This window comes from Marinobacter sp. MBR-105 (genome assembly GCF_053628895.1).
On record NZ_JBRJHG010000004.1, the window covers coordinates 57676 to 81722 of the forward strand.

At 58.0% G+C, this 24047-nt stretch carries 23 protein-coding genes; 8 read left to right on the top strand and 15 right to left on the bottom strand.

Annotated features, from left to right (window positions below):
• Together ACSSVV_RS06255 and rpoE are read right to left on the bottom strand one after the other, a co-directional pair.
• On the bottom strand, window positions 1-567 hold the full coding sequence (locus ACSSVV_RS06255) for a sigma-E factor negative regulatory protein (protein ID WP_022991046.1): 567 nt from the start codon (window positions 565-567) through the stop codon (window positions 1-3).
• A 15-nt stretch (window positions 568-582) separates the two neighbouring features.
• Window positions 583-1200 carry an RNA polymerase sigma factor RpoE gene (rpoE, locus tag ACSSVV_RS06260; RefSeq protein ID WP_022991045.1) on the bottom strand — a complete coding sequence of 206 codons (618 nt, stop codon included), beginning with the start codon at window positions 1198-1200 and terminating at the stop codon, window positions 583-585.
• 208 nt (window positions 1201-1408) lie between these two features.
• On the opposite strand from rpoE, the gene nadB reads away from it, so the two are divergent.
• The 5 genes from nadB to ACSSVV_RS06285 all read left to right on the top strand — a co-directional run bounded on the left by nadB (window position 1409) and on the right by ACSSVV_RS06285 (window position 5713).
• Window positions 1409-3016 carry an L-aspartate oxidase gene (nadB, locus tag ACSSVV_RS06265; protein ID WP_183580615.1) on the top strand — a complete coding sequence of 536 codons (1608 nt, stop codon included), beginning with the start codon at window positions 1409-1411 and terminating at the stop codon, window positions 3014-3016.
• 38 nt (window positions 3017-3054) lie between these two features.
• Window positions 3055-3327: an FAD assembly factor SdhE gene (locus ACSSVV_RS06270; protein ID WP_011785730.1), complete on the top strand. Its 273-nt coding sequence runs from the start codon at window positions 3055-3057 to the stop codon at window positions 3325-3327.
• Entirely contained in the window at window positions 3311-3772 is a 462-nt protein-coding gene (locus ACSSVV_RS06275) for a hypothetical protein (protein ID WP_023008840.1), read from the top strand. Before ACSSVV_RS06270 ends, ACSSVV_RS06275 begins: the two co-directional genes overlap by 17 nt.
• Before the next feature lie 26 nt (window positions 3773-3798).
• The gene (ygfZ, locus tag ACSSVV_RS06280) at window positions 3799-4779 is read left to right on the top strand and encodes a CAF17-like 4Fe-4S cluster assembly/insertion protein YgfZ (RefSeq protein WP_023008841.1); all 981 of its coding nucleotides are present in this window, start codon (window positions 3799-3801) and stop codon (window positions 4777-4779) included.
• 100 nt (window positions 4780-4879) lie between these two features.
• Window positions 4880-5713 carry an HDOD domain-containing protein gene (locus tag ACSSVV_RS06285; RefSeq protein ID WP_011785733.1) on the top strand — a complete coding sequence of 278 codons (834 nt, stop codon included), beginning with the start codon at window positions 4880-4882 and terminating at the stop codon, window positions 5711-5713.
• Window positions 5714-5758: 45 nt separating this feature from the next.
• On the opposite strand, the gene ung is transcribed toward ACSSVV_RS06285, so the two are convergent.
• The 13 genes from ung to ffh all read right to left on the bottom strand — a co-directional run bounded on the left by ung (window position 5759) and on the right by ffh (window position 19321).
• Entirely contained in the window at window positions 5759-6490 is a 732-nt protein-coding gene (ung, locus tag ACSSVV_RS06290; protein ID WP_023011518.1) for a uracil-DNA glycosylase, read from the bottom strand.
• Between the two features lie 4 nt (window positions 6491-6494).
• Entirely contained in the window at window positions 6495-8030 is a 1536-nt protein-coding gene (gene lysS, locus ACSSVV_RS06295) for a lysine--tRNA ligase (protein ID WP_014420746.1), read from the bottom strand.
• A gap of 52 nt (window positions 8031-8082) precedes the next feature.
• Window positions 8083-9178 (bottom strand): peptide chain release factor 2 gene (gene prfB, locus ACSSVV_RS06300; RefSeq protein WP_113879872.1). Its coding sequence is split into 2 segments (ribosomal slippage): window positions 8083-9105 and window positions 9107-9178, totalling 1095 coding nucleotides; the frame shifts between segments, so codons are not numbered across the junction.
• Between the two features lie 235 nt (window positions 9179-9413).
• Window positions 9414-11147, bottom strand: a complete 1734-nt coding sequence (gene recJ, locus ACSSVV_RS06305; protein WP_022991039.1) for a single-stranded-DNA-specific exonuclease RecJ — start codon at window positions 11145-11147, stop codon at window positions 9414-9416.
• A 6-nt stretch (window positions 11148-11153) separates the two neighbouring features.
• Entirely contained in the window at window positions 11154-12554 is a 1401-nt protein-coding gene (gene thrC / locus ACSSVV_RS06310) for a threonine synthase (protein ID WP_454105745.1), read from the bottom strand.
• Between the two features lie 11 nt (window positions 12555-12565).
• Complete coding sequence (locus tag ACSSVV_RS06315) at window positions 12566-13867, bottom strand: homoserine dehydrogenase (RefSeq protein ID WP_036148423.1); 1302 nt, start codon at window positions 13865-13867, stop codon at window positions 12566-12568.
• 140 nt (window positions 13868-14007) lie between these two features.
• Complete coding sequence (locus tag ACSSVV_RS06320; protein WP_022991036.1) at window positions 14008-14742, bottom strand: DsbC family protein; 735 nt, start codon at window positions 14740-14742, stop codon at window positions 14008-14010.
• Window positions 14743-14825: 83 nt separating this feature from the next.
• A complete protein-coding gene (xerD, locus tag ACSSVV_RS06325; protein WP_011785741.1) occupies window positions 14826-15731 on the bottom strand; it encodes a site-specific tyrosine recombinase XerD in 906 nt (301 codons plus the stop codon).
• 97 nt (window positions 15732-15828) lie between these two features.
• Entirely contained in the window at window positions 15829-16185 is a 357-nt protein-coding gene (gene rplS / locus ACSSVV_RS06330) for a 50S ribosomal protein L19 (RefSeq protein WP_011785742.1), read from the bottom strand.
• A 25-nt stretch (window positions 16186-16210) separates the two neighbouring features.
• The gene (gene trmD, locus ACSSVV_RS06335) at window positions 16211-16969 is read right to left on the bottom strand and encodes a tRNA (guanosine(37)-N1)-methyltransferase TrmD (RefSeq protein ID WP_022991035.1); all 759 of its coding nucleotides are present in this window, start codon (window positions 16967-16969) and stop codon (window positions 16211-16213) included.
• 3 nt (window positions 16970-16972) lie between these two features.
• On the bottom strand, window positions 16973-17500 hold the full coding sequence (gene rimM / locus ACSSVV_RS06340; protein WP_011785744.1) for a ribosome maturation factor RimM: 528 nt from the start codon (window positions 17498-17500) through the stop codon (window positions 16973-16975).
• 30 nt (window positions 17501-17530) lie between these two features.
• The gene (rpsP, locus tag ACSSVV_RS06345) at window positions 17531-17770 is read right to left on the bottom strand and encodes a 30S ribosomal protein S16 (RefSeq protein ID WP_011785745.1); all 240 of its coding nucleotides are present in this window, start codon (window positions 17768-17770) and stop codon (window positions 17531-17533) included.
• Window positions 17771-17935: 165 nt separating this feature from the next.
• Window positions 17936-19321: a signal recognition particle protein gene (gene ffh / locus ACSSVV_RS06350; RefSeq protein WP_014420740.1), complete on the bottom strand. Its 1386-nt coding sequence runs from the start codon at window positions 19319-19321 to the stop codon at window positions 17936-17938.
• A gap of 161 nt (window positions 19322-19482) precedes the next feature.
• On the opposite strand from ffh, the gene ACSSVV_RS06355 reads away from it, so the two are divergent.
• The 3 genes from ACSSVV_RS06355 (at window position 19483) to ACSSVV_RS06365 (ending at window position 23998) form a co-directional block, all read left to right on the top strand.
• Entirely contained in the window at window positions 19483-20289 is an 807-nt protein-coding gene (locus tag ACSSVV_RS06355; RefSeq protein WP_454105746.1) for a cytochrome C assembly family protein, read from the top strand.
• Window positions 20290-20381: 92 nt separating this feature from the next.
• Entirely contained in the window at window positions 20382-21662 is a 1281-nt protein-coding gene (locus tag ACSSVV_RS06360) for an HlyC/CorC family transporter (protein ID WP_011785776.1), read from the top strand.
• A gap of 128 nt (window positions 21663-21790) precedes the next feature.
• Complete coding sequence (locus ACSSVV_RS06365; protein ID WP_022991033.1) at window positions 21791-23998, top strand: DUF1631 domain-containing protein; 2208 nt, start codon at window positions 21791-21793, stop codon at window positions 23996-23998.
• The last annotated feature ends 49 nt before the right edge of the window (window positions 23999-24047 follow it).

Sequence of the window (24047 nt, forward strand, 5' to 3'; positions counted from 1 at the left end):
TCAATAGTTACCACTGGCGCTGACCAGGCGGGCGTAACCCACCGAGCCACGACCTGCACCCACGCTGTTGTGCTGGGCATGCTCAAGCAGGTACTGACGCATCTGGCGCAACTGGTCTTCGTCCAACCGCTGCAGTGCCACTTCCTCAACCGCCGCCGACAGCGTTACCGCAGAGGCTGAAGGCTCGGCACTGCCGCCGGCCAGTGCCTGAACAGATACTCCGGTGCGGGTATCCCAGCCGGCTCCGGCACCGAAGCCCACAATCAGCGCCATGAACACCATGGCGGCCACCGGCCAGCGCCAGACCGACACCCTGGGCACCTCCACCGGCGACCGGGCCTGTTCTGAGCGAGCATGGCCATCGAGCGCTTCCCTCACCGCGCCGGCAACATCAATACCATCGGCAGGACCGTGCTGCTCGTGCATCAGATCACGTATCTGCTGCCATCGCTGCCACTGGCCGCGCACGTCCTCCTGGTTGCCATGTGACAACAACCGACGAACCGATAGCTCATCGGCCTCGTCATCCATCATCGAAGACAGTGTTTCTCTGAGACGCTCATCCATAGGATGCAACCTCATTCACGTTACTGACTGATCAAGAAACGGGCCAAGGTGGCGATCCACCGAGTCCCGCGCCCGGAAAATTCTTGAGCGCACGGTACCTATGGGGCACTCCAGTATCCGGGCAATATCTTCATAACTCAGGCCATCGTATTCCCTGAGCAGGAACGCCGACCGCAGTTCCTCCGGCAGGCTGGCAATGGCTTCCGCAAGAGCTTTCTGCAACTGCTCCCTCTGCAGCAACCGCTCCGGCGAGGCCGGGTCACGCAGTCGGCCGCCATCGTCAAAGTTTTCCGCATCGGTGACATCCGCCGATCCCTGAGGCCGCCTGCCGCGGGCCTCAAGGAAATTCTTGGCGGTGTTTACGGCAATCCGGTACAACCAGGTGTAAAACGCGCTGTCGCCGCGAAAGCGATCGATCGCGCGGAAGGCTTTGACAAAGGTTTCCTGAGTCAGATCCATGACTTCCTGGCTGTCGTAGACATAACGGCTGATAATAGACGCGACCCTGGACTGGTATTTCACCACCAGCAGATCGAAGGCCGCACGATCTCCGTTCCGGACCTTGCGAACCAACTGCAGATCCGTCTGGCTATCGGACTGCTCACCGGGTTTCCAGTCATTTTCAGGCGTCATGGACGAAGCAACAGAAAGTCCTGTTTTGGGAGCCAGTGGTCTGGCCTCGATACGAGTGGCTTGTGTCATTGGGCTGTTCCAGCGTTCGTTCACTAACCCTTGATGCAGACCGCACCCGGCTGACAGGGTTATCCGTTAGCCCAAATAGACAGCAAGCGTAAAGTTTAGTTCAATACACGTCCACATTATGGCCCGCGACCACGACTCAATGCCACAGTCCTACGAATACGATGTTCTGATCATCGGCAGCGGCGCTGCCGGCCTTACCGTTGCGCTGAATCTTCCGGAGCACTTGCGGGTTTGCGTCATCAGCAAAGCCGATATCAGCTCTGGCGCCACCCTCTGGGCCCAGGGAGGCATCGCTGCGGTTCTGGACGATACCGATTCCGTAGAGAATCACATACAGGACACCCTCAACGCGGGCGGCGGTCTGTGCCACGAGGATGCGGTCCGCTTTACCGTGGAACACAGCAAGGAAAGCATCAAGTGGCTGATCGACTCCGGCGTGAAGTTCACCAGGCAGGACGATGGCGAGGACTACCACCTCACCCGCGAAGGCGGCCATAGCCATCGCCGGATTATCCACGCCGCCGATGCCACCGGCCACGCGGTTTCCACCACCCTGGCGAGCCAGGCCCAGGCCAGGCCGAATATTGACCTGAAAGCCGGCCGGGTGGCTGTGGACCTGATTACCAACCGCAAGCTTGCGCTTCCCGGCAACCGCTGCGTCGGCGCCTACATCCTGAATCTCGAAGACAATCATGTGGAACTGTTTCGAGCCAGGTTCACCGTCATCGCCACCGGCGGCGCCTCCAAGGCGTATCGCTACACGACCAATCCGGACGGCGCTTCCGGAGATGGAATTGCCATGGCCTGGCGAGCCGGTTGCCGTGTTGCCAACATGGAGTTCAATCAGTTCCACCCCACCTGCCTGTACCACCCGCACGCCAAGTCCTTCCTGATTACCGAGGCGGTTCGGGGCGAAGGTGGCGTGCTCCGGCTGCCGGACGGCAGTCGGTTCATGGACCGGTTTGATGAACGGGCGGAACTCGCGCCCCGGGACATTGTTGCCAGGGCCATTGACCATGAGATGAAGCGCCTGGGCGCAGACCACCTGTTCCTGGATATCAGCCATAAGCCGGCCGACTTCATCAAACAGCACTTCCCGACCATTTACGAAAAGTGTCTGAGCTTCGGGATCGACATTACCCGCGAACCGATTCCCGTGGTGCCTGCTGCCCATTATACCTGCGGCGGAATTGTCAGTGATGAACGGGCGCGTACCGACATCAACCAACTCTATGTCGTTGGCGAAGCCGCCTTCACCGGCCTGCACGGCGCCAACCGCATGGCCAGCAACTCGTTGCTGGAATGTCTGGTCTATGGCCGGGCCGCGGCTCAGGACATCACCCGCAGGGAGGCTGACATTCCACCACCACCGTCAGCCCCGGACTGGGACGAAAGCCAGGTGCGGGACTCCGACGAAGACGTCATCATCTCCCATAACTGGGACGAACTTCGGCACTTTATGTGGGACTATGTCGGCATCGTCCGAACCACCAAACGCCTGCAGCGGGCGAAACACCGGGTTGATTTGCTGTCCCGTGAAATCGGCGAGTTTTACAGTAACTACCGGGTCTCCAATGACCTGATCGAACTGCGCAACCTGGTCACAGTCTCCGACCTCATCATCTGCTCGGCACTGCAACGCAAGGAAAGCCGAGGCCTGCATTACACACTGGATTATCCGGGCCTGCTGAATGACGCCCAGGATACCGTGCTGGTGCCGACGACTTACCGCACCCCGTCTCCCTGAGACCGGGCCTTACTCCGTTTCCAAAGGCAGAATCCGTTATGTCCGAAACCAATACTTCTCAGGATCACACTGAATTTCATCGCCTGTGGTGGCACAGCCGCCGCGGCATGCTGGAACTGGACGTTCTGCTGCTCCCGTTCCTTGAAGAGGTATACCGGGATCTTTCAGCGGAAGACCAGGCCCGTTACCGCAAGCTGTTAAGTTGCGAGGATACGGACATGTTCGAGTGGTTCATGCAGCGCAGCAAGCCGGAGGACCCGGATCTTCGTCACATCGTTGACATGATCCTGAACCGTGTCCAACCCGATTGAACTGAACCTGTCGCCCTCCAGGGCCGCGGGTATTTGCGCCAGCCTGCCCTGGCTGGCGCTGTCTGCTGTACTACTGGCAATCAGCCTGTCCATCACCCCGCTGGCACTGGTGTTGTTACCGGTTTCCCTGCCTCTGGGCTGGCAGGAATTCCGTCGTTGTGGCCGGCTCCGTGGAGCCAATGCCATTATCAGCCTGACCACTGACGACCAGCATCTTCGATGCCAGCTGGCCAATGGCCAGGAAGTTACCGCCAGAGTTTGCGGCTGCAGCTCGCTCGGTGCATCCTTTCTGATCTTGAAAGTAGAGTCCGTTGTCACCAGATCAGACACCATGACCGCGATCCTGCTCAGTCCATCCCGGCTATGTCGTGGCAATGTTTCCGAACAGGCATTCCGTCGGCTGCGCATGTGGCTCCTTGCAGGGCCAGCAGCTATTTCACGGTGAACCCCCGATTCCATCCGGAGTTTTCGATGACTAACGCCAATACCGAAACGCCAGCCAATCCCACTTACGAGGGTTGGGCTCATCTGACCGACCGGGTTCTGGCCAGAATCAGCGGGCCGGGTACCGACAAGTTTGTCCAGGGCCAGTTCAGCCAGAGTGTGGACGAAGTCACTGCCGGACAGTCGCTCAGGGCAGCAGCCTGCACCCCGAAGGGCAGGGCCTACTGCATTACCCGACTGGTCCGGGATGGCGAAGACTTGCTGCTCAGCCTCGAGCGGGAGACCGCAGAAGACACCGTTCAGCACCTGAACAAGTACCTGATGCTGTTCCGGGGCACATCGCTTGCCGTTCTTGACGCAGGCCGGATCACCGGTCTGCTGGGGATCGAGACCGCCCGACAGGTTGCCGGCGCGGCCACAGACGAACTGACCCGCCCCGGTCAGGTGTTAAGTACCGATAACGGGTACCTGATTCGTGTCGAAGATGACAGCAACCACCTCGCTCGCTTCGAACTCTGGCAAACCGATGCCCAGCCTTCGTTGCCGCCCACCTCCGAACTTTCCATGCCGACCTGGCAGGCCTCGGAGATCAGCGCCGGCGTACCCTGGCTGACCGAGGCAACCCGGGAAGCCTATGTTCCCCAGATGCTCAACCTTCAGCATCTGCAAGGCATTCACTTCAAGAAAGGCTGTTACACCGGACAGGAAGTGATTGCGCGGATGCATTTCCTCGGCCAGTTAAAGAAAAGCCTGTTCCGGGTCGCTTTCTCCGGCACTGATGCCGCCCCGGCACCCGGTACCCGCCTGATCGCCGATGGCAGTGCCGTGGGCGAGGTGGTTAACTCAGTACTGACTGGCGAGCAGCAGGGGGAAATGCTGGCGGTGATCCGACATGACGCGGCCAGCAAGCATCTGGGCGTAGACGGTCATGAGGGCCTGCAACTTGAGGTGCGGCCGATACCCTATCCGGTCCCTGAACGAGAGAAAGCCGAACAGCCGGATACATAAGTTGACAGGAAATACCGGAAAAATTTGCTATAAATTAAAACACATACCGGTTTTATCCCCGTACGTGGGATGCCTCCAGACAAGTGGAACCTAACTGACCATGGCCAATATTGTTGAAACCATCAAGTCTGACCTGACGGCTGCCATTGAAAACGACAAGCTGGTACTTCCAACCCTGCCTGAGGTAGCGCTTCAGGTGCGGGAGATTGCCGAGTCCGAAGACTCTGCCATTGCCGATCTGGTGAAGGTCATCAGCAACGATACGGCGCTCTCGGCGCGCATCATCAGGGTGTGCAACAGCCCGCTGTTTCGCGGCAGTCGCGCCATCGAAAACCTGAACATGGCGGTCAGCCGGCTGGGTATGGCTTACACCAGTAATCTGGCCATGGGGCTGGCGATGGAACAGATGTTCCAGGCCACGTCAGACATGATCGACAAGCGCCTGCGTGCCACCTGGCAGACCAGCACCGAAGTGGCGGGCGTGTGCCATGTTCTGGCGCAACATTACACCCGCCTGAAGGCGGATCAGGCAACGCTGGCTGGCCTGGTGCACCTGATCGGTATTCTGCCGATTCTGCGTTATGTGGAGGATCAGGATATCCAGATCAGCAGCATCATGCTGGACAATGTGATTGATGAGCTGCACCCGCGTATTGGCTCTATGATTCTGAAAAAATGGGATTTTCCGAAGGAACTGCAGAATGTGCCTCTGGAATATGCCAACTTCCAGCGTGAGGTGCCGGCAGCAGATTATGCCGATCTGGTGATGGTGGCCAACCTGCAGCTGGTTGCCGGGAGTGATCACCCCTGGAACGAGATGGACTGGACGAAGATTTCTGCGTTCGATCGGCTGGGACTGGATCCGAATATCGATATGAGCGAGGAAGAGGATCTGAATGCGCAGATGGAAGCAGCTATGGCGCTGCTTCAATAGGTTCCGGCTTTCTTCGGGAGTCTGCCGACCGCCTTCGTCAGCGCGTCACTGTTTATACTTGGCCATCAACGCGGCTTTGCTTGGCAATGCCCAATCAACGGAGGGCCTGCCCTGCTCCCTCAGCCATTCGTTAGCCTTCGAGAAATGCCGGCAACCAAAGAATCCACGGTAGGCACTGAGCGGTGACGGGTGTGGGCCATCCAGAACCAGGTGGCGGTTCCGGTCAATGTGCTGGCCCTTTTTCTTGGCGTAGCTGCCCCACAACAGGAAGACCACGTTGTCGCGCTCCCGGTTGATAACTTCGATCACCTTGTCGGTAAACCTCTCCCAACCCTTGCCTTGATGGGCTCCGGCATTGCTCTGCTCGACCGTGAGGACACTGTTGAGCAGAAGCACGCCCTGCTCTGCCCACGGCTGCAGACAGCCGTGATCCGGTGGCGCGATGCCCAGGTCGGTTTCGATTTCCTTGAAGATATTGACCAGGGACGGTGGTGGCGGAACCTGAGGGCGCACAGAGAAGCACAAACCATGGGCCTGGCCGGGGCCGTGGTAGGGGTCCTGGCCAAGGATCACTACGTTTACGTTGGCCAGCGGTGTGCTGTTGAGGGCATTGAAGCAGTGGGAGCTGGGGGGATACAGAACCTTGCCGGCCTGTTCCTCGGCGGCGAGGAATTCGGCCAGTTGCCGCATGTAGGGCTGGCGGAACTCGTCCGCCAGCCACTGGTCCCAGCCGCGGCCGGGCTTCAGTTGTTGAGCCAGTGCCTCGGCAGGGTGCATGGGCTTACTCGCTTTCCGGTTTCTGTTCGGCCTTGTGTTCCGGGCGCATGGCCGGGAACAGGATGACGTCGCGGATGGATGGCGAGTTGGTCAGCAGCATGGCCAGGCGGTCGATGCCGATACCTTCACCAGCGGTCGGCGGCAAACCGTATTCGAGGGCCATGACATAGTCGTCATCGTAGAACATGGCTTCGTCGTCGCCGGCATCTTTCTCAGCCACCTGGGCCTGGAAGCGTTCGGCCTGGTCTTCGGCATCGTTCAGCTCAGAGAAGCCATTGGCAATCTCGCGACCGCCCACGAAGAACTCAAAGCGCTCGGTCACAAACGGATCGCTGTCTTTGCAGCGAGCCAGAGGCGACACTTCTTTCGGGTACTCGGTGATGAACGTCGGCTGGGTGAGGCGATGCTCGGCGGTGGCTTCGAAGATTTCGATCTGCACCTTGCCCAGGCCCCAGATGTCTTTCACGTGGATACCCAGGTTCTTGGCCACTTCTCGGGCCTGTGCGTCGTCAGCCAGTTGCTCACGGGTGATGTCCGGGTTGTAGCGCAGGATGGCGTCGACCACAGTGAGGCGCTCGAACGGCTTGCCGAAATCGTATTCGATGGTCTCTTCGCTACCGTCTTTCAGTACCCGTGTGTTGATTACAGTGGTGGTACCCAGCACCTTCTGGGTGATGGTACGCAGCATGTCTTCGGTCAGGTCCATCAGGTCGTTGTAATCGGCGTAGGCCTGGTAGAACTCGACCATGGTGAACTCGGGGTTGTGCCGGGTAGACAGCCCTTCGTTGCGGAAGTTACGGTTGATTTCGAACACTCGCTCAAAGCCACCGACCACCAGGCGCTTGAGGAACAGTTCCGGAGCAATGCGCAGATACATATCGATGCCCAGAGCGTTGTGATGGGTCACGAACGGACGGGCGGTGGCGCCACCCGGAATCACCTGCAGCATGGGGGTTTCCACCTCCATGAAATCACGCTCGGCGAAGTACTGGCGCATGGCGTTGATGATCTTCGACCGGGCATGGAACACGCGGCGACTGTCCTCGTTCACCATCAGGTCCACGTACCGGTGCCGATAGCGGGCTTCGGTGTCAGTCAGCCCCTTGTGCTTCTCCGGTAGCGGGCGCAGTGACTTGGTCAGCAGTACGTATTCGTCCATGGTCACATACAGGTCGCCCTTGCCGGATTTCGACAGGGTGCCACGCACGCCCACGATGTCGCCCATATCCCAGTGCTTGGTGTCTTTCTGGACGTCCTTGGAGGCATAGATCTGGATGCGGCCGGTCATGTCCTGAACCACTTTGAACGCCTTGCGGTCGAGCATCATGCGGCCGGCAATGGCCACCTTGATGCCCAGACCTTCCAGCTCTTCCTTGGATTTATCACCGTATTTCGCCTGCAGTTCGGCGGCGGTGGCATCGCGACGGAAGTCATTCGGGAACGGATTGCCCTGCTCGCGCAGCGCAGCCAGTTTGGCGCGGCGCTCGGCAATCAGCTTGTTATCCTCATGCTGTGCGGCGTTCTGGGTCTGTTCAGTCATCTTGGCTCACTAAAGAAGTCGGAATGGTCCGGTTTGGTTTGGATGGCGCCGTCTACAGCGCCATCTTCAGACTGGCTTCAATAAACTTGTCGATGTCACCATCCAACACCGACTGGGTGTTGCTGGTTTCCACCTTGGTGCGCAGGTCTTTGATACGGCTGTCGTCCAGCACGTAGGAACGGATCTGGCTACCCCAGCCGATGTCAGACTTGGAGTCTTCGGCTTTCTGTTTCTCTTCGTTACGCTTCTGCATTTCCAGTTCAAAGAGCTTGGCCTTGAGCTGCTTCATGGCCTGGTCTTTGTTCTGGTGCTGGCTTCGGCCGGCCTGACAGGCCACCACGATGCCCGTGGGGTTGTGGGTCAGTCGCACTGCGGATTCGGTCCGGTTTACGTGCTGACCACCGGCGCCGGAAGCGCGATACACATCGACCCGCAGATCCGCCGGGTTGATCTCGATTTCGAAGCTGTCGTCCACTTCCGGTGATACAAACACGGAAGAGAAAGAGGTATGGCGACGGTTGCCGGAATCAAACGGGGATTTCCTCACCAGGCGGTGTACGCCGGTTTCTGTGCGTAGCCAGCCGTAGGCGTAGTCGCCCTGGATGTGGATGGTGGCACTCTTGATGCCGGCCACTTCACCTTCCTGCAGTTCAACGATTTCGGCCTTGAAGCCACGACGCTCGGCCCAGCGCAGGTACATGCGCAACAGCATGTTGCCCCAGTCCTGGGCTTCAGTGCCGCCGGAGCCGGCCTGGATATCCAGGTAGGCGTTGTTGGCGTCCATTTCGCCGGAGAACATGCGGCGGAATTCGAGCTTCTCGAGTTCTTTATCAAGGTTTTCGAGATCGGCTTCGATTTCCTGGACAGTGCCTTCGTCGTCCTCTTCCACCGCCATGTCGAGCAGGCTTTCTGCATCGGCCAGGCCGTTGGTGAGGTTGTCGATGGTTTTAACGATCAGTTCAAGGTCTGAGCGCTCTTTGCCCAATGCCTGGGCCCGCTCGGGATCGTCCCAGACGGTGGGTTGTTCGAGTTCGCGTTCGACTTCGGTCAGGCGTTCACTTCGCTGATCGTAGTCAAAGATACCCCCTCAGCGCTTCGGTGCGCTCGCGAAGCTCTTTGATCTTCGTCACTATGGGATTAATTTCCATGAAACCTTGTCTCGCTTTGGAAAATGGTGCGATAAAAACAGAGGGCGGATTCTACCGGAATTTGCTGGGCAAATCAGCTGTTCATGCTCTGGAGCACGCACCGCATGGGGTAGGGCTTTCCGAGAGACGCGGTGAATACATCCCTGTACGCTTGACGAAAACATCCTTGTTTTCGACACTCTCGGAAAGCCCTACCCCACACGGCGCCCCAACTTGGTTCGGGGAGTCGACACATTCAGCCTAGCGGCTCCAGATAATCCACCAGAAGCTGCAAATTAGTCCGCCCCCGGAACGTATTGGCATCAGGCTTATAAACCACCCGCGCGCCACTCCGGGTAAAGTCCGGTACTTCAGGCCCGGTGTTGAACGCAATACCATCAATAATGCCCCCGCCCTCAACCGGCTGCAGCACGAGCTTCAGATGGTTCTCGCCGACAATGCGTTGGCTCACTACCCGGAATTCGCCGTCAAACACCGGCTCTGGGAAGTGCTGCCCCCAGGGGCCGGCGCGTTTGAGCAGGTAGGCGGTGTCCAGATTCAGCTCTTCCGGGGCCAGCGGGCCGTCAGTGGTGATGGCGGCTTCGAGGTCTTCCGGTTTCAACGTGTCACGCACGGCCTGGTCGAAGGCGTTGCTGAAACGTTCGAGGTCGTCCCGGGCGATGGTCATGCCGGCGGCCATGGCGTGGCCGCCGTATTTTTTCATCAAGCCCGGATTCTTCGCATCAACCACGGCCAGCGCATCCCGGATATGCAGGCCGGGGATGGATCGGGCAGAGCCTTTCAGGTGTTCGCCGTCGTCGTCGGGCGCAAAAGCAATGGTGGGGCGATGAGTCTGTTCGCGGATGCGGGCCGCCAGGATGCCGATCACGCCCTGGTGCCAGTCCTGGTCGAACAGGGCCAGCCCCCAGGGCAGGCCGTCAATATCGAGGGACATGGAGGCCAACAGGTCCTGGGCCTGGGCTTTCATGTCTTTTTCAATGGTGCGGCGTTCGCGGTTGAAGTTATCCAGTTCCCGGGCCAGGCGCAGCGCTTCGTCGCGACTGTCGGCGAGCAGACAGGCGATGCCGATACTCATGTCGTCCAGCCTGCCGGCAGCGTTCAGGCGCGGGCCAACCACAAAACCCAGATCGGTGGCGCTGATTTCGGTGTAGTCGCGGCCGGCTACTTCCAACAGAGCCAGGATGCCCGGTCTGGCTTCGCCTTTGCGGATGCGGCGGATGCCCTGCTCCACAAAGATGCGGTTGTTATGGTCCAGCGGAACCACGTCGGCCACGGTACCCAGGGCCACCAGGTCCAGCAGGCTACCCAGGTTAGGCTCCGGGTCCGGCAGCCGGTTGTTGTCTCGCAGGTGCTTACGCAGCGCCGTGAGCACGTAGAACATCACGCCCACTCCCGCCGCATTTTTGCTCAGGAACGGGCAATCGGGTTGATTGGGGTTCACAATGGCATCGGCATCTGGCAGCTCTTCTCCGGCCAGATGGTGGTCGGTGATAACCACTTTGATGCCCAGCTCCCGGGCAGCACGCACGCCTTCGATGGCGGAGATGCCGTTATCAACAGTCACCAGAAGATCCGGCAAATCCCCGTCTTCCTGCAACCGGTGGATGATGCCGGGTGTCAGGCCGTAGCCATCAGAGAATCGGCTGGGCACCCGGAAATCAATCGCCGCCACACCGAGCATAGACAAACCCAGCATAGCCACCGAAGTACTGGTGGCGCCATCAGCATCGAAGTCCCCCAGCACCATTACCCGCTGTTTCTGCACTATGGCCTCGGCCAGCAGTTCAACTGCGCGATCAATGCCGCGAAGCTGCATCGGCGAAGCCAGGTGTTTCAGGGTGTACTGGAGCTGGTCGTCGGATTGCACACCGCGAGCGGCGTACAGACGGCGAAGGATGGGGGGCAGGTTTTGCCCCCACCCCGTCACATCGGACGGCTGGGGGCGACGCAGGATCTTTTTAGGAGTCATGCCGGATCAGGCGTTCTTCCAATGCTTGGCGATAAAGCCCTGCACCTCGGACACATTGTTATCCAGCACGGTGTAGCGCTCTTCCCGCTCGAACAGATCAGCCATGTGGGCCGGCAATTGCGGCTTCACGCTCAGGCCGGATTCGGCAATCGCATCCGGGAACTTGGCCGGGTGCGCGGTACCCAGGGTGATCATGGGCACGGCAGAGTCCCGGCGGCAGTTGCGGGCAGCGCGTACGCCAATGGCGGTGTGCGGGTCCAGCAGATATTCGTTCTGCTCGTAGACGTCACGAATGGTGTCGCAGGTGGTTTTGTCGTCCACCGCATCGCTGTCGAACAGCTTGCGGGCGTGCTTCCAGCGGTAGTCTTCAATGCTGACCGGGCCTTTGGCTGCATTTTCCAGCAAGGCTTTGACCGCCGCGCCGTCACGGCCGTGCAGATCAAACAGCAGGCGCTCGAAGTTGCTGGACACCATGATGTCCATGCTCGGCGACAGGGTATGCTCCAGCTGGTGCTGCTCATACTTGTTGCCGCTCATGAAGCGATGCAGGATATCGTTGCGGTTGGTGGCAATCACCAGCTGGCTGATGGGCAGCCCCATTTTCTTGGCCAGGTAGCCGGCGAAAATATCGCCAAAGTTGCCTGTGGGCACAGAGAACGCCATGCTGCGGTCCGGGCCACCCAGAGCGAGAGACGCCTGGAAGTAGTACACGATCTGGGCCATGATCCGGGCCCAGTTGATGGAGTTCACCGCCGCCAGCTGGGTTTTGCCGCCCAGAAAGGACTGATTGCCGAAGCTCTCCTTCACCATGCGCTGACAGTCGTCGAAGTTGCCTTTGACTGCGATGTTATGGATGTTGCCGCCCTGCACCGTAGTCATCTGGCGGCGCTGCACTTCAGACACTCGCTGATGCGGATGCAGGATAAAGATATCCACGTGCTCGCACCGGCGGCAGCCCTCGATGGCAGCAGAACCGGTATCACCGGAGGTGGCCCCCATGATCACAACGTGCTGGTTGCGCTTCTCCAGAACGTAGTCCAGCAAGCGGCCCAGCAGCTGCAGGGCAAAGTCCTTGAACGCCAGCGTCGGGCCACGGAACAGTTCCATCACCCACTCATTGGTGTCCAGCTGCACCAGCGGTGCCACCGCCTGGTGGCTGAACACGCTGTAGGTTTCATCCAGCATCTTGCGGAAGTCGTCCGCCGGGATGGCATCCTCTACGAACGGATACATCACTTTATAGGCCAGCTCCGCATAGGGAAGCCCGCGCCAGCTACGAATTTCTTCCAGGCTGAAGTGCGGCAACGATTCCGGCACATAGAGGCCACCATCGGTGGCCAGCCCGGTCAGAAGAACGTCCTCAAAGCCCAGTGCGGGAGCTTCACCCCGTGTACTGATGTATCTCACGTGCGTACCTGTCAGTTAAAGTTTTCTGCGCGAATACGGACAACCTTGCCATCGATGTCGGCGAGGGATTCCATCTCGTCAATGGCCAGGTTCATCTGGCGCTCCTGAACCGTGTGGGTCAGGATGATGACCGGAATCCGGCCATCCTTGAATTCGGATTCTTTCTGCATGATTGACTCGATGTTGATGCCATGCTCACTCAGAATGGCAGCAATCTTGGCCAACACACCCGGATGGTCAAAGGCCTGGATTCGCAGGTAGTAAGCCGACTGGACATCTTCCATTGGCAGCACCGGCAGGTCTTCCAGGGCGTCCGGCGTAAATCCGAGGTAGGGAATGCGCTGCTGGCTGTTGCTGGCCACCGCACGGGCGACGTCCACGACGTCTGCGATGACCGCAGATGCTGTAGCCTCATCCCCGGCACCAGGACCGTAATACATAGTCTGGCCAACAGCATCGCCATCCACCAGGACCGCGTTAAGAACGCCATCAACCTGAGCAATCAGATGACTCTGTGGCACCAGCGTCGGATGCACCCGCAGTTCAATACCGTCTTCACGACGACGGGCGATGCCCAGGTGCTTCACCCGGTACCCCAGCAACTCTGCGTGGGAAATATCATATGGAGTAATACCGGAAATGCCCTCGGTAAAACCTTTCTCAAACTGAAGGGGAACGCCGAACCCGGACGCCGCCAGGATGGTCAGTTTGTGAGCGGCATCGATACCTTCCACATCGAACGTCGGATCCGCTTCCGCGTAGCCCAGCGCCTGCGCTTCTTTGAGGACTTCACCAAATTCCCGGCCCGCGCGCATTTCGGTGAGAATGTAATTGCCGGTGCCATTGATAATGCCGGCAATGGTGTCAATGCGGTTGGCGGCCAGGCCCTCACGCACAGACTTGATTACCGGAATGCCGCCGGCAACGCCGGCTTCGTAGGCAACCACAACGCCGGCCTTCTCCGCTGCGTCGAAAATCTCATTACCGTGCACGGCAATCAGGGCCTTGTTGGCAGTCACCACATGCTTGCCGTTGGCAATGGCCGCCAGCACCAGCTCTTTGGCCGCATCGTAGCCACCAATCAGCTCCACCACGATATCAATCGAAGGATCGTTCACCACGTCATAAATGTCGGTACTGAACGGGACATTGCCCAGATCAAGGTCATCGCGGCTATGGCGGCTCGCCACCCGGGCAATCCGGATGTTGCAGCCGGCACGACCCGCAATAATCGCGGCGTTGCGAGTCAGGACATTGAATGTACCGCCGCCTACGGTTCCCAGTCCGCAAATTCCGACATTGACGTCTTTCAAGCTCTCACCTCTGATCCCGATGGGGGTGCTGATGGATTGCAATAAGGGGGCATAGTATACCGATTCAGGGCCGGCTGAATAAGCCCTGAATCGGTCACACTTTCAACAAAGATGACGACTGGCGACGAACACCGACAGGGTCACAGAATACCGAGACCCTCGGCCAGATTTCGGGCCGGCACATAACCCCGAACCATATTGCCGTCTTCCAGCAAAATAGCCGGCGTGCCGGTCACACCAACCTGGCCGCCGAGCCGATACTGCTCTGCCACCGGGTTCTCACAACTCCTCTGCTCTACCGAACGCCCGGCCTTGGCGGCATCCATAGCGGCCTGCTGATCGTCAGCGCACCAGACCGAGATATATTTATTGAAGGAGGCCGTACCTGGCCCGGAACGGGGAAACGCGTAGTAATTGACGGTAATACCGTACTCATTCAACTGGGGCACTTCATCGTGTAACTTCCGGCAATAGGGGCAATCGATATCGGTAAACACATTAACGACCGCCTTCTCTTTACCCTTGGCCGGATAGGAAATCACGCCCTTGCCACCGTAATCCGCCATCAGGTCCTTACGGGAACCCGCACGGGATTCTTCAGTAACGTTGGCAATGCCGTTTTCGGTGATTTTCAGCAGATCGCCCGTCAGCAGATAGGTGCCGTCTTCCGTGGTGTAGATGGTGTCGCCGTTGTTGCTCTGAACTTCGTACAACCCTTTTGCCTCAGATTCGCGAACAGAGTTCACCTTGAGACCGGGAACCGCCTCGGTCAGCCGCTGGGCAATGCGGTCTTCGGCTTCGCCTGCCTGGGAGGCTGGTGCCCCGACCAGGGTCAGCGCCAGTCCAACGGACACTGCTACTGATTTGATGTTCATGAGCTTGAAACTACCTCTGTCGGTTTGTGTGGTGTCTGCGACACCGGAAAATCGGATTAGTTCAGCCTCCGGAGCGGCCGCAGTCAACCCCTGGGGTGATGGGCCTGATGAAGATCCTGCAATCTTTGCCGCGCAACATGGGTGTAGATCTGGGTGGTCGACAGATCTGAATGCCCCAACAGCATCTGCACCACCCGAAGATCCGCCCCGTGATTGAGCAAATGGGTGGCAAATGCATGCCTGAGCGTATGAGGAGAAAGGTGCTTGGTGATTCCGCAGCGAATCGCATAATGCCGGATTCGATACCAGAAGGCCTGCCGGGTCATGGCGGTGCCACGATTACCCGGAAACAGGGCATCACTGGTTTTGCCTCGCAGCAGCTCGCCCCGGGCCTGCCGCATATACTGTAATAACCAGTCCACAGCTTCCTCACCCAGCGGCACCAAACGCTCCTTGCCGCCCTTGCCCTGAATGCGAACCACGCCCTGCCTCAGGTTGACCTGGTCCACCGTCAGCCCCGTCAACTCCGAAACCCGAAGTCCGCAGCCATAGAGAATCTCCAGCATGGCCCGATCCCGCAATTCTACTGGCAGCTCCGGGTCCGGCTCAGTCAGCAGCGACTCCACGTCGGCCTCGGTCAGGGTATCCGGCAAGCGCCTGGGCAACCTAGGGCTGTCAATCCGCAACGTTGGGTCTTCGGCAATAATGCCTTCACGCAACAGAAAACGATAAAAGCGCCTTACGCCAGACAGGCGGCGGGCCGCCGTGCTGGTTTTCAGGCCGTCGGACAAGCCCCGGGACATCCAGGCCAAAAGGTCTGTGCGTCGTGCGCTGCGCAGGGTTGGCGCCCCAGCTTGCTGCTCCAGCCACCCGGACAAACGGTACAGATCACTGGCATAGGCCTGCCGGGTTTTCTCGCCAAGGCCATCCTCAAGCCAGACCGCATCACTGAAACGCTCTATCAACTGCTCATCTTCTGGCCTTGGCACAGCACCCTCTTCGATTCCGGAGTCATCGCAGGCATTAAACCATAAAAAAAGCAGCCCCTTGAGGCTGCTTTTTTGGTACTGAACAGACGAATCCGAATCAGTTAAGCTTTTCCTTGATACGAGCTGCCTTACCAGACAGGTCGCGCAGGTAGTAAAGCTTGGCCTGACGCACGTCACCACGACGCTTCACACTGACGCTGTCGATCAGCTTGGAGTAGGTCTGGAAAGTACGCTCAACGCCCACGCCGTAAGAGATCTTACGAACAGTGAAGGAAGAGTTCATGCCACGGTTACGCTTGCCGATAACCACGCCTTCAAACGCCTGCAGACGCTCACGGTTACCTTCAGTTACGCGAACCTGTACAACCACGGTATCGCCCGGCGCGAACGCAGGGATTTCCTTGGTCATCTGTTCTGCTTCAAGTTGACTGATGATGTTGTTCTTGCCGCTCATCGTAATGCTCCTGATACCCAATCTTTCAATGCCCTGATGACTCAGAGACACCCGGTTCGTTCAAAATTTCTTCCAGTAACTGACGCTCTTCTTCCGTAAGTTCCCGCTTTTCCAGCAGATCGGGGCGCCGCTCACTGGTTCGCCTCAACGATTCTTTCAATCGCCAACGCCGGACCTGTTCATGGTGACCGCCCAACAGAACTTCCGGCACCGCCTGACCTTCGTAAACCTCGGGCCGGGTGTAGTGCGGACAATCCAGCAATCCGTCGGCAAAGGAATCCTGCTCTGCCGACTGCGCATGACCCAGCGCTCCGGGGATGAGGCGTGTTACCGCATCAATTACAGCCATCGCTGCCAGCTCGCCACCCGAGAGAACGAAATCCCCAAGGGATACCTCCCGGTCGACCTCTGCCGCAATCAGGCGCTCATCCACGCCTTCATAACGACCGGCAACGAGAATCAGCTGCTGCTCGGCGGCGAGTGACTCCACCACCGACTGATCCAGCCTTTCACCCTGCGGCGAAAGATAGACCACACAGGCCTTGCCGGGTGCCGATGCCCTGGCCGCCTGGATTGCGTCCCGCAGAGGCTGAATTTTCATCAGCATCCCCGGGCCACCACCATAAGGCCGGTCATCCACCGTGCGATGACGATCGTGGGTGTAATCCCGAGGATTCCAGCTCTGAAAGGTCAACAGACCTTCACGCACTGCCCTCCCGGTAATCCCGTAATCCGTCACCGCAGAAAACATATCCGGGAACAGACTGACTGCGCCAATCCACACCCGTCAGAACTCCGGATCCCAGTCAACCACCATGCGAGAGCCTTTGAGATCCACCTGCTGAACCACTTGATCCGGCAGATAGGGAATCAGACGCTCGCGCTGGTCAATAGAGCCCGCCGTAGCGTGCACCACCAGGACATCATTGGAGCCTGTCTCCAGAAGGTGATGCACCTTACCCAGGCACTCACCTTCTACCGTGAAGACATCCAGACCTTCCAGCTGATGCCAGTAGAACTCCCCTTCGGGCAGTTCCGGCAGTTGCTCGGTGGGAACCCGGATCTCCGCTCCGCAATAGGTGCGGGCTACTTCACGATCATCAATACCTTTAAGCCTGACGACGATCCCCTGCCCCTGGCGGCGACCTTCCTCAAGCCTGATCGGAATACGCTTGCCGTCCAGGAGCAGAGTCCAGTCACGGTAGTTCAGTATTCCGTCTTTCGGGTCTGTGTAAGAGAAGACTTTAAGCCAACCCTTTACCCCGAACACCGAGGTGATCCGGCCGATCACAGTTTCCTGCGAATTCTGCGTCATGCCTTTACAACCCCGGTACCAACAATGCTATTACTGAGCAGCCTTCAGCAGCTGAGCAACACGCTCACTGGCCTGTGCACCCTGGCCCAGCCAGAAATCAACGCGCTCACGATTAACACGCAGACGCTCTTCCTGACCACGGGCAATCGGGTTGAAGAAACCAACACGCTCAATGAAACGGCCGTCACGGGAGTTACGGCTGTCAGTGACTGTCAGATGGTAGAACGGGCGCTTCTTGGAGCCGCCACGAGCCAAACGGATTGTTACCATTTCGACCAATATCCTGTTCTGTTGTACGAACTTTGTACGATTCCCGACACGCCGCTTCACGACTGACGGGAAGACCCATACTCGAAAGGGGCGCTATTCTATGCGAAAAAAGCGCCAATGAAAACAGGGAAACCACCGGTTTCCCCATTTTATATGTAAGGCTTTTTACATACGGCCAAACGGAGGCATGCCACCACCGCCGCCGGGCGGCATCATACCACCCATACCGCGCATCAGGTTAGCCACCCCGCCCTTCTTGCCAAACTTTTTCATCATCTTCTGCATCTGCTTGTGCTGCTTGAGCAGACGGTTCACGTCCTGGATCTGGGTGCCGGAACCGGCGGCAATCCGACGCTTGCGAGAGTTATTGATGACGTCCGGATAGCGGCGCTCTTTTGGCGTCATGGAGCAGATAATGGCTTCCATCTGACCAACCGACTTGTCGTTAACCTGTGCCTGCGCCATCTGGGCCATCTGCCCCATGCCCGGCAACTTGTCCAACAGTCCGCCGATACCGCCCATATTCTTCATTTGCTGGAGCTGGTCGCGGAAGTCTTCCAGATCAAAACCTTTACCCTTCTTGATCTTCTTGGTGAGCTTCTCGGCTTTCTTTCGGTCCAGCTTGCGCTCAGCTTCCTCAATCAGGGAGAGCACATCCCCCATGCCAAGGATGCGGGAGGCAACACGATCGGGATAGAAAGGCTCCAGAGCGTCTGACTTTTCACCAATACCCAGGAACTTGATGGGCTTGCCGGTGATATGACGCACGGACAACGCCGCACCGCCACGGGCATCGCCGTCGGTCTTGGTCAGGACCACGCCGGTTAACGGTAACGCGTCGTTAAATGCCTTGGCGGTATTGGCCGCGTCCTGGCCCGTCATGGCATCAACCACAAACAGGGTTTCAACCGGATTCACCGCCTTATGCAGGCGACCGATTTCACCCATCATCTGCTCATCCACGTGCAGACGACCCGCGGTATCCAGGATAACCACATCAATGTGCTTGCGGCGGGCAGCCTCGATGGCACCATTGGCAATATCCACCGGATCCTGCTCGGTGGTGCTGGGGAAGAATTCAACGCCCACTTCACCGGCAAGCGTTTCCAGCTGACGGATGGCCGCCGGCCGATAAATATCGGCACTGACCACCAGCACGGACTTTTTCTCACGCTCTTTCAGGAAACGGGACAGCTTGGCCACCGTGGTGGTTTTACCCGCACCCTGGAGGCCCGCCATCATAATGACCGCGGGCGGACGCGTGGCGAGGTTCAGGGATTCATTGCCCTCCCCCATGACCCGCTCCAGCTCCTGCTGGACAACCTTAACGAAGACCTGGCCCGGGGTCAGACTGCGCTGAACTTCCTGGCCAATCGCACGCTCACGAACCCCTTCAATAAAGGCCTTGACCACCGGCAGGGCGACATCAGCCTCCAGCAGGGCCATCCTCACTTCACGGAGCGTGTCCTTGATATTGTCGTCAGTCAGGCGCGCCTGGCCCGAGATCTTGCGCAAGCTACCGGATAGCCGGTCCTGGAGATTCTCAAACATGTTGCTCTTCCGTACCCCGGAGAATTTGTTCACACAGATCAAGAAGCCAGCTCGGCCTGCTTGATTCCTGTTGCATAATCGCGACATTATACCCAGACTACGGAGCCTCTGAACAACTCCGCGCCGATTTCACTTCATCAGGCAACACGATTAAGGATGTCATGGGAACGCTGATTCTCGCGGTTACCGCACTTTTCCTCTATAGCGTTGGAACCGCGCTTCAGGCCCTCCATTTACGTGGAAAGGTGCACAGCAACCTGGCGGTTACGACACTGATTGGCTTGCTTGCCCTGATCGGCCATGGCCTGCTCATTGCCCAGACCGTACACCTGGACGGCGGCTTCGACTTCAGTTTCTTCAAGAGCTCCGTTCTGATCTCCTGGCTCATTGTCTTTCTGCTTCTGGGACTAAATCTGAGCAAACCCGTACAAAGCCTGTTCATTGCGGCCTATCCGATTGCAGCACTGACCATTGTCATGGCGTTGATTACCCACACACCGTCGCGTCTGGTCTCCGAAGAAAGCTACGGCATGCTGTCTCACATTGCCCTGTCAATCACGGCATACAGCCTGTTTACCCTTGCAGCCATACAGGCGGTTTTACTGTACGTACAGAACCGGCAGCTCAAGCGCAACTACAACAGCCTGCTGGTGAGGAACCTGCCACCGCTGCAAACCATGGAGTCATTGTTGTTTGAAATGGTCTGGGCGGGTGTTGTGCTGCTGGTACTCGCCATTGTCACTGGCGCTGTTTTCATTGAAGACCTTTTTGCTCAGGATCTGGCCCACAAAACCATTTTTTCCCTGCTGTCCCTGCTGGTTTTTGTCGGACTGCTGGTAGGCCGCTACACCAAAGGCTGGCGCGGCATCACCGCCAGTCGCTGGACACTGGCAGGCTGCGCACTGCTGATGCTGGCCTTCTACGGCAGCAAGTTTGTTCTCGAGCTGGTTTTCCACCGGGGCGTCTGAGACCCGAACCCCCTTACTGACCTAACCCGCTTGACACCTGTTACCTTCAAATCCTATTTTCGCAACTTATCCTCAATATAAGGGCTGCTCTCTTGAACGAAACATCGCTCACCGCGCTGTTTATTCTACTTGTCGGACTGATCATCCTCTCTGCGTTTTTCTCCAGCTCTGAAACCGGCATGATGTCCCTGAACCGCTACCGCCTGAAACACATGGCGAACACCGGCCACAAAGGGGCCCAGCGAGCGCAAGGCCTGCTTAACCGAACCGACCAGTTGATCGGCGTTATCCTGATCGGCAATAACTTCGTGAACATTCTTGCGTCATCGATCGCCACGGTCATCGCAATTCGCCTCTGGGGCGACGCCGGTATCGCAATTGCCACCTTACTGCTGACGATCGTTATCCTCATTTTTGCCGAGGTCACCCCGAAAACTCTCGCAGCCCTGTTCCCTGAAAAAATTGCCTTCCCGGCCAGTCATATTCTTGGGCCGTTGCTGAAACTTCTGTACCCGCTGGTATGGACGGTCAACCTGTTTACGACCGGCATTCTTCGCGTTCTGGGCGTCTCCTCGGCCCAGGCCTCGGAAGATCATCTCAGCCGTGAAGAACTCAGAACCGTGGTGAACGAGGCCGGCGCACTGATTCCGGCCCGGCACAAAGACATGCTGGTCAGCATCCTGGATCTGGAGAATGTCACCGTCAATGACATCATGGTGCCCCGAAACGAAGTCGTCGGCATCGACCTGGAAGACGACACAGACACTATCCTGCGCCAACTCAGAAGCAGCCAACACACGCGGCTGCCTATCTTCAAGGGTGACATCAACAACATTCAGGGCATTCTGCACCTTCGCAGCGCGGCCAGGCTGCTGCAGGAGGCAGACATCAACAAGGCGATGATCATGCAGCTGTGCCAGGAACCCTACTTCATTCCGGAGAGCACTGCGCTCAATACCCAACTACTGAACTTCCAGAAAGGCAAACGCCGGTTCGGCATTGTGGTGGATGAATACGGCGATGTACTGGGCCTGGCTACGCTTGAGGATATTCTTGAGGAAATCGTCGGGGAATTTACCACCGATTATGCCGCCACCTCACCCGACATCATTCCCCAGGACAACGGCACCTTTATCATCGATGGCAGTGCCGCCGTGCGGACGATCAACAAGACCCTGGGCTGGCATCTGCCAACCGATGGCCCGAAAACCCTGAACGGACTGATCACCGAAACTCTGGAAAATATTCCGGACACCAACGTGTGTCTGAAAGTTGGCGGTCATCGTATTGAAGTCCTGCAAATCAAGGACAACGTGGTTAAAGCCGCCATTGTCCACCCCAAACGCAAGAAAAAGCGTGGCCGGAGTTTATGAACCTGATCGCAGGTTAGCGTTTATTCATGTTAATGCAGATCAAAATGCGCTAAATTTATCCAATAATCAGAACAGACAAGAATCAGGCTCGGTCATGTATCCGGTTGAGGCGTAAACAGGAGTCGGCCATGAACAAGCAGTCCGGCATACATTACCTCCGCGAGCACAGGGAAGCGGCAAGCACCCGACCGGTTCCTGCGGAGGTAGCCCGCATCCGCGACACCGTTGTTGCGGGGCTGGGTGATTTGTTGCAGGGGGCTTTCGATGCCGTCGATGATTCACTCTTCGAACTGGCCAACAATGCCCGCAGCAACAATGAACAAAACCGCTACTTCGAAGCCATGCGCGAGATTCGCATCAAGCGCAAGGGCGTAGAGCGTCATTTTCAGAATACGGTTGCCCAGTTCTTTGCCAACCCGCCCCATGCCGGCCAGCTTCCTTCAACCGAAGCCAGCCCGCAGGCCAGTGCCGACACTCTTTCGCTGGTTGGCAATGACGATCTGGAAGAACAGGTTGCCTTCAACGCCATGACCACCAAGGCCAAGGCGCACTTCCAAGGCCCTTTACTGCAATTGCAGGCCCGTTTTACCGAGATCTATCCGGACGCCACCGAGCAGGAGCCAGTCAACCCGATGGCACCGGAGCACCTGTGCAGCGCTTTTACCGAAGCGATCCAGGCCCTCGATATCCAGATTCGCGAACGGCTCATCCTGCTCAAGCAATTTGACCGTTACGTTATCTCCAACCTGGGCATGCTCCTGGATGAAGCCAATCGCATTCTGATCCAGGCCGGCGTTATCCCGAACTTCCGTTATCACGGCAAGAAGAGCCAGAGCCAGAAGCCATCGGCAACGGCAGACAGCTCTGCCGAGAGCCCCAGCGAGACGACTGCCGGCTACGATCAACGCCCGGAAGACACCGTACTGTTTGACCAGATCCGTCAGATGCTGGCTCTGCAAAGGTCCAATGCCGGCATACCCCCACGCAGCACCGATCCCTCTCTGAGAGTGGTCGGAGGCCGGGAACTGGCCGATATGCTCAACGCCATTCCGCTTCAGCAAAACTGGCCGGAAACCGACGACCTTAGCACGGGTGAGCCCGTAACCGTCGACCTGCGCCAGGTCGTTCAGCAACTGCTGGCTAAGGCCGACGCTCAAGATGGTCGCCAGCCCGCACTGAATGAAGTGGATGAAGATCTGATCAATCTGGTCTCCATGCTGTTCGAGTTCATCCTTGATGACTACAACCTGTCCGCCCCGGTTCAGGTGCTGATCAGTCGCCTACAGATTCCGATTCTGAAGGTTGTGATCAAGGACAAGAGTTTCTTCAGCAAGGCAACCCACCCGGCCCGCAAGCTGCTCAACTCCCTCGCCCGCGCGGGCATTGGCTGGAGCAGCAGCGATGAGAAAACCCGAGACAAGCTGTACGGTCAGATACACAACGTGGTGCAACGAATCCTCAATGAATTCGATGGCAACATTCAGTTGTTCGAAACCCTGAACGAAGAATTTGAGCAATTCCTGGAGCGAGAAAACCGTAAGGCCTCCCTGGTGGAACAGAGAACACGAGAATCGGAACGTGGTCGCATCAAATCCCAGAAGGCCCAGGAAGAGGTGGACCGGCTGTTACGGGAAAAAGTATCCCGTTACCGGCTTCCGGACTCGGTCAGCGATATTCTGATGAATGGCTGGAGCCGGGTTATGTTCCTGGCCTACCTGAAGGACGACACCGAACATCGCTGGCACGAAACAGCACGGGTCGTGGATGACCTGATCTGGTGCCTGCACCCCCACGAAGAAGATGAAGAGCGTGACCAGTGGGTTCGGGTTGTACCCGGTCTGTTGAAATCACTGCGGGCAGGACTCGAGGAAGTCTCCTACAACGCCACCCGGCTTGATCAGATGATGGGCCACCTGAAGCATGAGCTGGCTGAGGCCTTCCGGACCAACGCTGCCATCGAAGCCCGTCAGGATGCACCGTCGGATGCCGAAGACGAAGCCCCGACCGTGCACCAGACGGCCGTGGAACGGCAGCAGGAACTGGAAGATGCCGCGATTGCCGAATACGTAGCCAAACTCGACACTATCGAAATTGGCAACTGGGTGGAGTTCCGCCTGGTCAACGGCACCAGCTTCCGCTGCAAGCTCTCAGCCATTATTGATGAAGCGGACTGCTTTGTGTTCGTCAACCGTATGGGCCTGAAAGTCATCGAGAAAACCCGTGTCGAGCTGGCTCATGAGATGCGCCGTGGCCGCCTGACGCTGCTCGAACAGGGCGCCTTGATTGACCGGGCTCTGAATGCCGTCGTGGGCAATCTGCGCACAAAAACCGCCTGATATAGATGCCGGACACGGGTTTTCGTCCACCCTCAATGCCGGCACCCTA

Bases quoted from the DNA above. Each gene is read 5' to 3' on its own strand.
- ACSSVV_RS06255 (WP_022991046.1), bottom strand. From the start codon at position 567: ATGGATGAGCGTCTCAGAGAAACACTGTCTTCGATGATGGATGACGAG.
- rpoE (WP_022991045.1), bottom strand. From the start codon at position 1,200: ATGACGCCTGAAAATGACTGGAAACCCGGTGAGCAGTCCGATAGCCAG.
- nadB (WP_183580615.1), top strand. From the start codon at position 1,409: ATGCCACAGTCCTACGAATACGATGTTCTGATCATCGGCAGCGGCGCT.
- ACSSVV_RS06270 (WP_011785730.1), top strand. From the start codon at position 3,055: ATGTCCGAAACCAATACTTCTCAGGATCACACTGAATTTCATCGCCTG.
- ygfZ (WP_023008841.1), top strand. From the start codon at position 3,799: ATGACTAACGCCAATACCGAAACGCCAGCCAATCCCACTTACGAGGGT.
- ACSSVV_RS06285 (WP_011785733.1), top strand. From the start codon at position 4,880: ATGGCCAATATTGTTGAAACCATCAAGTCTGACCTGACGGCTGCCATT.
- ung (WP_023011518.1), bottom strand. From the start codon at position 6,490: ATGCACCCTGCCGAGGCACTGGCTCAACAACTGAAGCCCGGCCGCGGC.
- lysS (WP_014420746.1), bottom strand. From the start codon at position 8,030: ATGACTGAACAGACCCAGAACGCCGCACAGCATGAGGATAACAAGCTG.
- recJ (WP_022991039.1), bottom strand. From the start codon at position 11,147: ATGACTCCTAAAAAGATCCTGCGTCGCCCCCAGCCGTCCGATGTGACG.
- ACSSVV_RS06320 (WP_022991036.1), bottom strand. From the start codon at position 14,742: ATGAACATCAAATCAGTAGCAGTGTCCGTTGGACTGGCGCTGACCCTG.
- rplS (WP_011785742.1), bottom strand. From the start codon at position 16,185: ATGAGCGGCAAGAACAACATCATCAGTCAACTTGAAGCAGAACAGATG.
- rimM (WP_011785744.1), bottom strand. From the start codon at position 17,500: ATGACGCAGAATTCGCAGGAAACTGTGATCGGCCGGATCACCTCGGTG.
- rpsP (WP_011785745.1), bottom strand. From the start codon at position 17,770: ATGGTAACAATCCGTTTGGCTCGTGGCGGCTCCAAGAAGCGCCCGTTC.
- ffh (WP_014420740.1), bottom strand. From the start codon at position 19,321: ATGTTTGAGAATCTCCAGGACCGGCTATCCGGTAGCTTGCGCAAGATC.
- ACSSVV_RS06355 (WP_454105746.1), top strand. From the start codon at position 19,483: ATGGGAACGCTGATTCTCGCGGTTACCGCACTTTTCCTCTATAGCGTT.
- ACSSVV_RS06365 (WP_022991033.1), top strand. From the start codon at position 21,791: ATGAACAAGCAGTCCGGCATACATTACCTCCGCGAGCACAGGGAAGCG.